Origin of the sequence: Micromonospora sp. NPDC005172, from assembly GCF_040608555.1 — a bacterium.
Classification (GTDB): Bacteria; Actinomycetota; Actinomycetes; order Mycobacteriales; family Micromonosporaceae; genus Micromonospora.
In genome coordinates this window covers 1-11,331 of record NZ_JBEXIL010000091.1, presented here as the reverse complement: position 1 = coordinate 11,331, position 11,331 = coordinate 1, and the positions used below count along the sequence as shown (strand labels likewise).

General features: G+C 68.9%; 14 protein-coding genes. 10 read left to right on the top strand and 4 right to left on the bottom strand.

Annotated elements, in window-relative coordinates; all coding sequences use genetic code 11:
* Positions 1-130 precede the first annotated feature (130 nt).
* On the top strand, positions 131-568 hold the full coding sequence (locus ABZV06_RS31385) for a hypothetical protein (RefSeq protein WP_355625868.1): 438 nt from the start codon (positions 131-133) through the stop codon (positions 566-568).
* Positions 569-635: 67 nt separating this feature from the next.
* On the opposite strand, the gene ABZV06_RS31380 is transcribed toward ABZV06_RS31385, so the two are convergent.
* Positions 636-1,910 carry a rod shape-determining protein MreC gene (locus ABZV06_RS31380; protein WP_355625866.1) on the bottom strand — a complete coding sequence of 425 codons (1,275 nt, stop codon included), beginning with the start codon at positions 1,908-1,910 and terminating at the stop codon, positions 636-638.
* A complete protein-coding gene (locus ABZV06_RS31375; protein WP_355625864.1) occupies positions 1,903-2,424 on the bottom strand; it encodes a SigE family RNA polymerase sigma factor in 522 nt (173 codons plus the stop codon). Before ABZV06_RS31375 ends, ABZV06_RS31380 begins: the two co-directional genes overlap by 8 nt.
* Before the next feature lie 904 nt (positions 2,425-3,328).
* Between ABZV06_RS31375 and ABZV06_RS31370 the strand changes: the two genes are divergently transcribed.
* From ABZV06_RS31370 to ABZV06_RS31350, 5 genes are all read left to right on the top strand, one after another.
* Positions 3,329-3,610: a hypothetical protein gene (locus ABZV06_RS31370; protein WP_355625862.1), complete on the top strand. Its 282-nt coding sequence runs from the start codon at positions 3,329-3,331 to the stop codon at positions 3,608-3,610.
* Between the two features lie 106 nt (positions 3,611-3,716).
* Positions 3,717-5,084, top strand: a complete 1,368-nt coding sequence (locus ABZV06_RS31365; RefSeq protein WP_355625860.1) for a hypothetical protein — start codon at positions 3,717-3,719, stop codon at positions 5,082-5,084.
* A gap of 76 nt (positions 5,085-5,160) precedes the next feature.
* Positions 5,161-6,090 (top strand): DUF4192 domain-containing protein, encoded by a 930-nt coding sequence (locus ABZV06_RS31360; RefSeq protein WP_355625858.1) that lies wholly within the window; start codon positions 5,161-5,163, stop codon positions 6,088-6,090.
* Between the two features lie 102 nt (positions 6,091-6,192).
* The gene (locus ABZV06_RS31355; RefSeq protein ID WP_355625856.1) at positions 6,193-6,708 is read left to right on the top strand and encodes a hypothetical protein; all 516 of its coding nucleotides are present in this window, start codon (positions 6,193-6,195) and stop codon (positions 6,706-6,708) included.
* Positions 6,705-7,748: a bifunctional DNA primase/polymerase gene (locus ABZV06_RS31350; protein ID WP_355625854.1), complete on the top strand. Its 1,044-nt coding sequence runs from the start codon at positions 6,705-6,707 to the stop codon at positions 7,746-7,748. Before ABZV06_RS31355 ends, ABZV06_RS31350 begins: the two co-directional genes overlap by 4 nt.
* Here ABZV06_RS31350 and ABZV06_RS31345 read toward each other — a convergent pair.
* The gene (locus tag ABZV06_RS31345; RefSeq protein ID WP_355625852.1) at positions 7,726-7,992 is read right to left on the bottom strand and encodes a hypothetical protein; all 267 of its coding nucleotides are present in this window, start codon (positions 7,990-7,992) and stop codon (positions 7,726-7,728) included. The genes ABZV06_RS31350 and ABZV06_RS31345 overlap by 23 nt on opposite strands.
* 714 nt (positions 7,993-8,706) lie before the next feature.
* Here ABZV06_RS31345 and ABZV06_RS31340 point away from each other — a divergent pair.
* From ABZV06_RS31340 to ABZV06_RS31325, 4 genes are all read left to right on the top strand, one after another.
* Positions 8,707-9,132, top strand: coding sequence for a single-stranded DNA-binding protein (locus ABZV06_RS31340; protein ID WP_355625850.1), 426 nt, complete (start codon positions 8,707-8,709; stop codon positions 9,130-9,132).
* An 81-nt stretch (positions 9,133-9,213) separates the two neighbouring features.
* On the top strand, positions 9,214-9,660 hold the full coding sequence (locus tag ABZV06_RS31335; protein WP_355625848.1) for a single-stranded DNA-binding protein: 447 nt from the start codon (positions 9,214-9,216) through the stop codon (positions 9,658-9,660).
* Positions 9,661-9,759: 99 nt separating this feature from the next.
* Entirely contained in the window at positions 9,760-10,230 is a 471-nt protein-coding gene (locus tag ABZV06_RS31330) for a hypothetical protein (RefSeq protein WP_355625847.1), read from the top strand.
* Positions 10,231-10,527: 297 nt separating this feature from the next.
* Positions 10,528-10,689, top strand: coding sequence for a hypothetical protein (locus ABZV06_RS31325; RefSeq protein WP_355625845.1), 162 nt, complete (start codon positions 10,528-10,530; stop codon positions 10,687-10,689).
* A gap of 118 nt (positions 10,690-10,807) precedes the next feature.
* Here ABZV06_RS31325 and ABZV06_RS31320 read toward each other — a convergent pair whose 3' ends face one another.
* Positions 10,808-11,140, bottom strand: a complete 333-nt coding sequence (locus tag ABZV06_RS31320; RefSeq protein ID WP_355625843.1) for a hypothetical protein — start codon at positions 11,138-11,140, stop codon at positions 10,808-10,810.
* Positions 11,141-11,331: the final 191 nt, after the last annotated feature.

Below are 11,331 nucleotides of genomic sequence, written 5' to 3'. Positions count from 1 at the left end.
TTAACAGGACTCTCGACAAGCCCTATTTTCCCTGATCAGAAGGCACTTCTTCGTTTCTGCCCAGTCCTTGGACAACCCTTAACGAAGGGCCGAGGTTAGTGCCGCCGAGATCGCAGCGAACAATGCCGCCGTGTGGGCGTCGCTCCCGCCGAACGTGACCATGACGGTCACCGGGAGGAAGCCCAAGCTTGAGGGCTCAATCGACCACTACACCCAGAACGGCCCTACGACCACAACGGGAATTACTCCTCTCGCGGTCTCCGGAATTCCGTTTTCCTTCACATTCGAGGGATTTTGGGGCAAGGACGGGCGAGACTTCAGATCCACGAAGACGAGCTTCTGCAAGGACATCGAAGCTACGTGGGACTACCCCGAGGAGTCGTATCACCAGTTCAAAGTGACTCTCTCGGCGGGCGGAACTATCACCGTTCCCACGGACGGCGTAACGCGTACCTGGTGCTGGTCAAACGTTCCGACGAACACAACCATGCACTTCAACTACTACTCCACGAATAACTCCAGCGGGGACATCGCAAAGGCTTCCGGCAGCGGCTACGTCCACTACTGACCCCTGCAGACCTTTTGAGGATGCGCGGAGGCGAGTCGCCTCCGCGCATCCTTGCGTCGGCTCGCCGTTAGGGGGCGGGCGGGGCCATGATCGATACTTTAGTCAGGCTGGCAAGGTCCGCTGTTGGCGTAAGCTCCACAGCTGCCGCGCCAACCGCCTTGTCCGCAGATGCCCGCCCGATCGTGACAGCGCCAACCTCACTGCTGCGCTGGGACGGATCCGGCATCAGGACACGGTTAGTCTGGTAAATATCACCGTCCGCGGGAACGCCTTCCATGAGCAGCTTTCCGCCGGTGCCGCGCACGGAGCCCGGAACTTTACTTATATCCGTGTGTACCTGGCCAGCGAATCCGACGCTGGTGACGAGGTCGACAGTAGCTTCACCGCGGACGGTATCGACTGCCGTTACGCGTCCGACCAAACCTTCGGCGACGACGACTAGTTGCCCTTGCAGGACTCCCTGATCCTTCGGGAACGTCACGATTACCTGTTGGCCGGTTCTGCCGACTACCGCGGCGGGTACTGCCCGCGCGTCGCCGTTAACACCGTCCTCGCCAGGTACCTCGAACACCTTCGTAAGGCGAGCGAACGGTCGTCTCGGCTTGGTGAACCCGGCGATCGTCGTCGTCTGCGCGGTCGCAGCGAGCGGGAGACGTTTTACCACAAGGCGACTGGTGGACCCGTCCGGTTCTTGTGACATGTCATCATCGACCGCAGTGCTCGAGATCCGCACCGCTGTCACGCCTGGCATGGCGAGGGCAATAGCATAAGTGCCCCAGGAGTCGTTACTGACCTCTCCAGCGGCACCGGACAACCGTGGGCTGACCAGACTGATCACCTGAGTCTTCACCGGGTCGGGCGCCGGCCGATCAACCCGCATCCGTAAGGCGTCCGCCGCACTGGAATCACCGGTGAAGAAGGCCAGGCGAGCGTCGCCCTGCTTGTCGTATCCCTGCAGGACGACCACAGTCGAACGCAGGCGTGGGTGGCGCGTCGCGACAAGAGCTCGAACATCTGTGTGCGGGCCTGCCGAGTTGGTGCGGTCCCAGACGCTGGTGGCCTCACGTACCAGGCCAGCGTCCACGCCTCCCACCGTGGACCACCCCAGAAACGGGCCATCCGGCGCCGGTGCAGCGAGTTGCGGTGCGGGGGCGAATCCGACAACCCGAAACATCGTGACCAGCACCGCCAGGCATACCGCAGCCGCGGCTCCGGCGGCGATACGCCGCCGCCCGCGACGCCGGTCTGCCCGCCGGATGACCTCGCCTTCATAACCCTCAGTCGGCGTCACCGACTCGGCCAGATCCACCAGGCCGTCACGCAACTCGGTCGTGTTACGCATAGCGCACCTCTTGATCAGCAACAGCGTCGGCCTCAACCCACTGCTTACGCAGAGTCTGCAGACCCCTCGACGAAAGACTCTTGACCGTGCCCACCGAGCAACCCAGTACTTGTGCCGTGTCCCGCTCGGACAGGTCCTCGTAGAAGCGCAGTACGACGGCGGCACGCTGTCGTGCTGGCAGTCCGTCCAACGCCCGGCGGAGCAAGTCCCGCTGTTCCACCCCCACGTACTCGTCGCGTGCTTGACTCTCCACCAGCCGACCCAAGGGCTGTTCCCACCAGGATCGGCGCCGCCTCCAGGTCACGAAGGTGTTGACTAGGATGCGCCGAACGTAGTGGTCGACGCCTTCTGATCGTTGCAGTCGAGGCCACGCCACAACCGTCTTGGCCAGCGTCGTCTGGACCAGATCCTCTGCTTTCCCTCGGTCTCCGCACAGCAGAAAGGCGGTCCCGAGCAGCGATCCGTAACGCGCCCGCACAAAGGCTGTCACCTCTTCATCCTCGCGATCGTGCATCAGCCACCCGCACCCTCGGTTTCATTCTCACGGCCACTTCTTACGCTCTCGACCCCAGCAAACGTTGCCGTGACTCCGAGAATTTTGACGATCGATTATCTCGACCCACGGGTCGGTGAGGGTGACGACCAGCCCGGTTTCCTCGGTCAGCTCCCGGGCCGCGAGTCGGCCACGGCCTCGCCCGGCTCGATGTGGCCACCGGGCAGCGCCTACCCGCCGGCGTCGCGGCGCTCGATCACAATGATCCACCGGCGCCGGTGGCGGTCAGCACGGCGTTCGCGCACTGCACCTCGCCCCAGTGTTGTCCGAGGCGGTTGCGGCCGTAGCAGACGAAGTCCGGCGCGCTCCGGGTCATCGTCGGTGCGCCCGCAGCTGACCAACGCCTTCATCATCCGGCCGATCCACGAACTCGCCCACCGTCTGCACTGGTCACAGTGCCGACGCCGCCATCAAGCCCGAGCCCGACGAGAGCACTACAGCGACGTCTCAACGCCGAACTTCAGCCATGATCCCGAACGGCGGCTGCCGCACTACCCACGTCCTGCTCGCCACCGCAGAAACTGGCCAGGTTAAGTCAACGCGCTAGACAGCGCACCCAGGGATCTCCGAGCCGCCGCTCTCGATCGACAGCATGGCAGGCGCTGGCACCTGCGCTCATAGCAGCCGTAGCCGTCGTCGCCAGCTTGGACCGGGTGCAGGCGCAGCAGCGGGACCTTCACGCGCTACGCAGCGACGGTCAGCAGGTGTGCGTACTGGCCCTCGATCCTGACCGACCGCGGCTAGCCCCGCAAGGCCCACCGTCGCAGCCGCTCGAGATCGTCGAAAGTTGGCCCGGGTGTGCCTGTGCAGGGCCGCGCCGTTCGGCCGGTCGGGCGGACCGGGCCAGCATCGCCCACCCGGCGACATGGCTCGAAGCAGACCGGGGTCGGACGCCGATCGACGCAGCTCGCAGGCAGCAGTGGTCACCGTTACCGCTGCTCCCAACGCCCCGGCTTGTACGTGCGCAGGTGATCTGCCCTGCGTCTCCCCGGACACGTACGTCACAGCCGACAACGAGGGCGACTGGCTGACCTGCCCGACCTGCCCGACCTGCGACCAGAAGACCGTGATGGTCACGCCCGGGGCGAGCGTGGCGGGTCTGCTCGGTGACCACGCCGCGCACACCTGCAGCCGCGAACTGCTCTGACCTTTGCGGCGGCGCCGTCGCTCCTGCCGGTTCGCGTCGAACGTCCATGAGTAGGCGGTCATTGACGACGAGCCGTCCCACTCCGACCGGAGGATCCCTCACCCCGATGTCCCACTCCACCCCTCCCCCTGACGATCCACCCACCAGACACCCGCCGGATGCCGCCGTGTGCCCGCCGGCCGATCTACGGCGGGAGATGGCGTGCCGCGTCTGCCGCCGGATCCTGAACACCTACTTCGACGCGACCGGCCGGCTCCGGCACCTACACCCCGCCGCCCGCACCTATTACGACCACGATCCGGACCCTGTGCCGAGCGCAGAGGTGGCCGGGGTAGCGCGGTCCTGCGATTTCTGCAGCGACCGATATCCCGTCTTCCGGCTCGACAGCGGCCCCGTACAGGCCCTCGCTCTCGGCAAGGACGACAGCAGCGTCCACGACTTCGGCACCACCTGGTCGGCGTGTATCACCTGCACTCTGCTCGCGCAGGCCAGCAAGAGCGAAGCCCTGACCCAGCGGGCGGTCACCCGGATGGGGTGGGCGGATCCGACGATCGCGGCCGAAGCCGTGCGCGCGATTCATGCCGGTGTCGTGGGGACCCTGCGGCCAGGGCGGACCCTGCTCACCGACGTCCACTGGCCCCACACCCCAGTCACGGCCACAGCGCTGCCGAAGATCCGTGACCGGCTGACCGCGCTACTTACCGGACCAGACCGCATGGACCTGCTGAAGGTCCGCCAGAGGCAGGACATCGCGGCGAGCTTGCAGGGTGGGCGGCTCTTCGCCGTTGACGACGAGTTCACCGACCTCGCCTGTACCGCCGCCACGGACCTCCCGGCGACCGTCCTCGACGTCGAAGACCTCCCCGCACCCCATGGGCTGCTCCTGTGGGCCAGTCCGGTCGCCGGGGGTGTCTACGCCGCATCGTGGGCCAGCACCGATGAAGGGATTCGGATCGTCTCCTACCGCGGTGTCGGTGGCTCGACCGGCGTCGCCGACGGGCCGGCGGTGCAGGCGCTGCGGGAGCAGGTCGGCTGGCTCATCCCCGTCAGCCACCGCCTCCTCGTCCACGGCGAGGCGATCACATGTGTTGACGGTGCTCTCGCGGTGCTGGCCGCGACGTGGCTGCTCATCACGCAGCGCGTCGGCGAAACCGTCTCCGTCGCGGCGGATCGCTCGATCCGTAAGGCGTACGTACGGACCCGGCGGCCCGCACCGGAGGTCCGGCTGGTCCGCATCCGCGGCCGGCAGGCCACCGGCCCGCGGGAGACCAGGCCGGGTGAGGCACGGGAGCCGCAGGCGCAGCGGCGGTGGATCAGCGGCTACTGGCGCTCCCAACCCCACGGTCCCGGGCGGGCGCTGCGAAAGGACGTCTACGTCTTCGCCTACCTCCGCGGCCCCGCTGACGCGCCTATCGCGGCGAGCACCACTGTCCGGGTCCTCGCCGGTGAGCGGCGACGCCCGAAGCCGCAGTAGAGCGGCGTCCCCTGCCGTCGTCCGGGCGACCACAGCCGGTTTCGTTTTCTACCCGTACTCGATCAAGGAGTTTGTCGTGTCTCATGTCCCCACCTTCACGGTGCGGTCGCAGGCGGAGCTGCTGGGCCTGGTGCCCTACCTGCTGGGCTACCACCCCGAGCAGAGTCTCGTCGCGCTGTTCTTGAAGGCCGACCGGAGAGTCGCCGTCGCGGCCCGGGTCGACCTCGCCGCCCCGATGGCGCAGGTCGTCGAAGCCTTCCGCGACGTCGCCGATCGGACGGCGGCGCAGACCCTCGTCCTCGTCGGCTACGGCAACCGGGACGTCGCGCCAACGGTCACGGCCGCAAGTGACGCCCTTGCCGCGCACCTCACCGTCAGCCAGACACTCCTGGTGATCACCGACCGCTTCTTCTGCCTCGACTGCCCCTGCGACGCCACCGAGGGTGTCAGCTTCGACGCGAAGGCGACCGCGACCGCCGCCCAGTCCACCGTCGAGGGCCTCGTCGCGCTACCGAGTCGCGACGCCCTGCTCGCGCACACCGATCCCGACCCGGCACAACAGGCCGCCGTCGCTGCGGCCATCGCCGCCCTTCAGCCCGCCCCCGACGGGCCGGCGGCGCTGCGAGCGCTGCTCGACCGGGCCCGGAACAGCCACCGCCTCACCGTCGAGCAAGCCGCCCGCATGGCGATCCTGCTGACCGATCAGCAGAACCGAGACACGGTATGGCGGGCCACGTCGGGGGCGATGTGGGAGCGGGATCTGTGGCTGGACCTGACCCGCCGCGTCCCCGGCGAGTACGTCACCGCTCCGGCAGGTCTCGCCGCCTGGTGCGCGTGGCGACTCGGCGACGAAACCCTCGCTCTCGCCGCGGCCCGACGGGCACTCATCGTCGACCCGCAGGACCGGATAAGCCGCATCGTGGCGCTCGCCGCCGGCAGGCACATACCCGCCCGCGACCTGGCCTTCCTCGGAACCTGCGACTTCGACGCCGCGCGCGCCGAGTGACGCGTTCCCCGTCGCGCCTCCGCACAGCCAGCCCTCCGGGCCGAAGCAACCATGCCCCGACCTTGATCCATCCCGCCCGTACCACTGCCTCTGGAGTACCTCGTGACGCCGCAAGCTGCCCTGACCAACACCGGCCTGATGCAGCGCCATCGCACCCCGACAGTCGCCGACGACGGAGATCTGCGTTCGCACCACACGACGAACGGACAGCAACACCCGGACACAGCGATCGTCGACGCGTTCACCGCATTCCTCAACCGTGAAGCCGAGCCATCCGGCGCAGACGCATTGGAACTGATGAGCAGCCTCATCGACAGCAGCGGCCGGCCGCTGCTGGACGAGACCTGGGACGTCACCGCCGCTGTCAGCGAGGACCGATACGGCGTTCCGACCGCCACGATCACCGCCGGTCCCGTCACCATCGCCGTCACCCCGGTCCCCGGCACCGCTGCGCCGCTCAGCGTCGCGATCGCAACGGAAAACGGCGAGTACGTCAGCCTCGACCTCACGGTCAACCAGCACCCCGTCCACCATCCCGCCGTCCTGGCGCCATGCCCGGCCTCGACAGATCCGTCGGGCCCGAACCGCACCCATGACCACCAGAGGACGCTCCGATGACCACCCCGACCCAAGCCCACGGACCGACCGCCGCACCGGCCACCCAACCGCCCCCACCGCAGGACCTGCGATCCGAGCCCGTCCTCAACGTGGCCCTTCGTTACGCCACCGCCGGTATCCCCGTGATGCCCCTGCACACTCCCCAGCGTGCTGGTGGCTGTAGCTGCCGGCGGGCACTCGCCTGCCCGTCACCCGGCAAACACCCCAGGCTGCGGCACGGGCTGCGAGATGCCTCCACCGACCCCGCTCTCGTACGGCAATGGTGGACGAGGTGGCCCGACGCGAACATCGGCCTCGCCACCGGCAGCCTGCTCGACGTCTGCGACATCGACACCGCAGACGGACTCCGAACCGTCACAGCCATCCTCGACAACGCCCCCTCGAAGGGGCCTGTCGTACGAACCGGATCCGGGTGGCATCTCTGGTTCGCCGCGACCGGGCACGCCAACCGCGTCGGCGTCATACCCGGGGTGGACTGGCGTGGACGCGGTGGACTCGTCGTCGCACCGCCGTCGCTGCACCCCACCGGTCGCCGGTACACCTTCACCCAACAGTTCGACCGCGTCCTGCCAGACTGCCCACCAGCCCTACGGCGACTGCTGTCACCACCGCCGGCCCCAGTGCCCGAACCGGCTACGGCTACCCCGGGGCGGATCGACGACCCCGACCGGTACGGGCTCGCCGCCCTCAACGGCGAGATCGGCAGAATCCTCACCGCACCCCGACCGGTAATCCGCGGCCGACAGCGGATCATCGCTGGCGGCCGGAACACTGCCCTGCACCTCGCGGCATTCCGTCTCGGGCAACTCGCCGCGCACGACGGGCTAGACGCACAGGTGGTGTGGCCCCGGCTCACGGAAGCCGCGCACACTGTCGGTCTGTCGGCGGATGAGGCTCGCGCGACGATCGCCTCCGGCTGGCGAGCCGGACTACGCCGTCCCCGGGCAGTGACCCGGGAACGACAACCGCGCAGTGGGGGTACGAGCCCTCACCCAGGCCGTCGCCTTCGTCTTGCTGTCACCAGTCGTCCTTCGACATGAAGTCGTAGCCGCCGCCGTTGATCGTGTCTTCCATCGCCCGGACGGTCTCGTCGTCGCTCAACTCGGTCGCCGAGCTTCGGGCAGGCGGCGCCTCGGTACGCCGGGCCGCAGCGCGAGCAGCGTCGCTCTGCGACTGTCGACGACGGCGCTCCTCCTCCGGCAGTCCTGCCCAGCGCGTCACTTGGGCACGGGCGGCGTCGCTCTGACCCTGCCGGCTGCGCCGCTCCTGCTCAGGAACATCCACGCGCGGTACGGCCGTAGACGGCGTTGCGGCATGTTCGTGTCGCGCGCGATCGGCGGCGCTCTGCGCCAGACGGCGGTCTCGCTCAGCCGGGGGTAGCTTGGCCCACCGCGGACGCACCTCACTCATCACCAAATCGTGACCGAACCAACACGACCAGTCCAGCACCCAGCGCATAGCAGTTGTCGAGTTCAGCCACCCCGCCGCCGTATGTCATTGGGGCGTCTGGCTCGGTGCCCTGTGGACAGCAGCCAGACGCGGACCGTCTGCTCGCGGTCAGCATCTCGCCCCGGAACAAGCGACCTGGCCACGACACGTTCGGACGGCGCTGGCGGACGCAGAACGCCCCCGCACCTCGTCCGACTCTGTCCGGGTGCGCCGCCAGCGCCCGAGCTCGGCAGCCGGCGAGGTCGGTACGACGTCCGGGCCCGGCTGTCACGGATGACACGCACTGGCGGTGTTGGTGTCCCGGGTTGCGGCCGGGTGTCCGCTGCTGAGGGACCCGAAGGTCAGCCCACCCGGGCCGGGGCCGCTAAGCCCCCTTCCAAAACATCTTGGCCCCTTGTCTCGCTCCGCTCGACGCCAAGATCTTTTGGCCGGTTGCTTGCAGCCCCGGCCCCAGGGCGGGCTCTGACCGGCCCCGTCAGCGCGGCACCCCGGCGCCCCGGTCACCCGACCGGCCCGCCCGCCGCACACCAAGCGACAGGGAGCACGGTCATGCTGTTCAACCTCACCTTCGAAGGCAACCTCGCCGACGAGCCCGAGCTGCGCGTCACCCCCTCCGGCAAGGCCGTCTGCAAGCTGCGGGTCGGCCACAACACCCGCCGCCGCGGCAACGGCGGTGAGTGGACCAACGGGCCGACGATGTGGGTCTCCGTCACCTGCTGGGAGAGCCTCGCCGAACGGTGCGCCGAGCACCTGCGCAAGGGCGACACGGTCATCGTCGAGGCCCGCGACGACCTCTCCGTCTGGGCCTACCAGTCACCCAACAGCGACAAGCCGGCCGGGCAGTTGCAGGTCACCGCCGGCAACGTCGCGGTCTCGATGCGGTTCGCCGGTGCCCAGTCCGCCCGCACCGCCAAGGCCGAACAGGTCGAGGACCCCTGGGCTGCCGGCGACCGCGAGCTTGAGCCCGCCTTCTAGCCCTCACCGCAGGCGGGGCCGGCCGTGCCGGCCGGCCCCGCCCATCACCCCTCACCCGACCTGACTGTCTGGAGCGTCGTCATGTCCCTGTTCACCTGCATCGTCGAGGGCCGGCTCACCGCCTCACCGCAGACCGGCCACACCCGCGACGGCCGCGAGTACGTCCAGTTCCCGATCGTGCACCGCGACCGTTACCGCGACCACAGCGGCAATTGGGTCGACACCCGCGCCATGTTCTTCGAGGTCATGTGCTGGGGCGACCTCGCCGCCCGGGCCCGCAACCTCACCCGCGGCGACCAGGTCCTCGTCGAAGCCGGTCAACTCCTGCCCTACCTCAACGACTCCGACATGCCCAGCCTCAAAGTCCAGGCCCGCAACCTGTCGGTCTCCATGCGGTTCACCGACGCCCACGCTGGCACTGCGGTCAAGGCCCGCCGCGGCGACATCGTCACCACCCCCGACGGCGAGCAGTACGCCGCGCACCTCTACCCCGAGGTCACCACCGACCCACAGCTCCTGCACCGCTGACCACCACATCGGGCGGGCCGCTGACCACGGCCCGCCCGTGGATCCGTCCGTCCGCCAGTTCGAACACCGAGCCCTGCCCGACGCCCCGGAGAATCTGTGATGACTCCCCCAGCCGGCCACCTTGCCGACGCCTACCGGGACCTGGTCCGCGGCTGCGCGACGATCACCCAGGTCGTCCACGCCGCACATCCCCAGCCAGGGGCCTGCCTGCCCCTGCCGGCGATCAGCCTCCCGCAGGACGCCGACGACGTACGCCGCCAACTCGACATGCTCACCGGCAACCTCTTCGACGAGCACGCCCAAGCGGTGAACCCGCAGTGGCTCACCGCCACCCGAACCTGCACCCACCTGACGGCAGACAACGTCATCGCCGTCAAGGAGCTCTACTACGGCTGGTACCAACTCCTCGGCGCCCTCTACGCCCGCATGCAGGGTCAGCCCAGTCTCGACGATGTCGAAAAGCGCACCGCCAACCTCGCCTACACGCTGGTGACCTACCTCCGCGCCTACCCCACCCCACCGGTCAGGCATCTGCGCCTACGGCTCACCGGACGACGCGCCCTCCCGTAGGAGACGCCGCGCATCGCCACTGCGCCCTGACCCCGGCTTGGGTCTCGCTCTCGCCGGTGTCCGTGGTGCGCGCTGGCCAGTCCCCAGTGGTGACCGACCCGGCCGCGTCCGGCAAGCGCCGACCCCAACATCTTGGCCGGCTCGCTGCGCTCCCCGGACCGCTGCGCTCCCAAGATCTCGCGGCCTTCCCGCTTGCCCGCCGTCGGTCGCGGCCGGTCCCTCACCGGCCTGTCAGCGCGGCACCCCGGCCCACCCGGGCGGCAGCGCACCAACCCGAACCGTCAGGAGGACTTACTCATGAGCACCACCGCCACTCCCACCGCCCCGCTGCACCGCGCCCCCACCACGGCGTCCGTCCGCCGCCGGCTCGTGCTGGTCGGGCAGAAGGACGCCTACGACCCGTACAGCGCCGCCGACGCCGCCGAGTACCGAACCGTCCTGCGCTACGGCGACCGCTGACACGCCACGCGCGGCGGGGCCAGACAGTCGAGTCCGGCCCCGCCACGCCATCACGGTGGCGAACTCGCCCGCCCCGCCGACCGCGCCCGCTGCGCCGTGGTGAAGGCCGCGCCCGACCTCATGCCGTCGACAATGCCGGCTCCTCCTGCGTGGGCATCTCCCTGGGCTCATCGACGATGGCCGACTGGTCGCCCACGGGGATCGGTTGGTCGCTGGCTCGGGCGAGGGCGGCGCGCACCCCGGCGACAGGAAGCTCGATCATGGCCGCGATCTCCGTGACCGGCTCACCAAGTTTCCGAAGCCGGGCGACGGCCCCATCGGCTTCCCGGTCCAGCCCTCCTGCCCTGCTCTGCCCGGCAGCGAGGATCCGCTGAGCCCGAAGGTTCGCCTCGTCCCGCACCTGACCCGCACGTGTCACCCGGTCGAAGTAGACCCGCACCGCCTCCGTCACGTTCGCCTCATACGCCGCGAGCCTCGCCACCCTCGCCGCCCGAACCTCCGACGCCTTCCGCGCCGCCATCCGATTAACACCCGCACCAGAATTTCGCTTAGAGGGCGTTTCACATTGCTGTCAGTCGGGTGTGTCGAAGGTGAGGCGTTGTTGGCGGGTGGCGGGTTCGCCTCGGGCGAGGCGGCGGAGCA

What these genes read in the sequence shown, in the direction of transcription:
- ABZV06_RS31380 (WP_355625866.1), bottom strand. Translation starts at nt 1,910, where the DNA reads ATGCGTAACACGACCGAGTTGCGTGACGGCCTGGTGGATCTGGCCGAG.
- ABZV06_RS31375 (WP_355625864.1), bottom strand. Translation starts at nt 2,424, where the DNA reads ATGCACGATCGCGAGGATGAAGAGGTGACAGCCTTTGTGCGGGCGCGT.
- ABZV06_RS31370 (WP_355625862.1), top strand. Translation starts at nt 3,329, where the DNA reads ATGGCTCGAAGCAGACCGGGGTCGGACGCCGATCGACGCAGCTCGCAG.
- ABZV06_RS31365 (WP_355625860.1), top strand. Translation starts at nt 3,717, where the DNA reads ATGTCCCACTCCACCCCTCCCCCTGACGATCCACCCACCAGACACCCG.
- ABZV06_RS31350 (WP_355625854.1), top strand. Translation starts at nt 6,705, where the DNA reads ATGACCACCCCGACCCAAGCCCACGGACCGACCGCCGCACCGGCCACC.
- ABZV06_RS31340 (WP_355625850.1), top strand. Translation starts at nt 8,707, where the DNA reads ATGCTGTTCAACCTCACCTTCGAAGGCAACCTCGCCGACGAGCCCGAG.
- ABZV06_RS31335 (WP_355625848.1), top strand. Translation starts at nt 9,214, where the DNA reads ATGTCCCTGTTCACCTGCATCGTCGAGGGCCGGCTCACCGCCTCACCG.
- ABZV06_RS31330 (WP_355625847.1), top strand. Translation starts at nt 9,760, where the DNA reads ATGACTCCCCCAGCCGGCCACCTTGCCGACGCCTACCGGGACCTGGTC.
- ABZV06_RS31325 (WP_355625845.1), top strand. Translation starts at nt 10,528, where the DNA reads ATGAGCACCACCGCCACTCCCACCGCCCCGCTGCACCGCGCCCCCACC.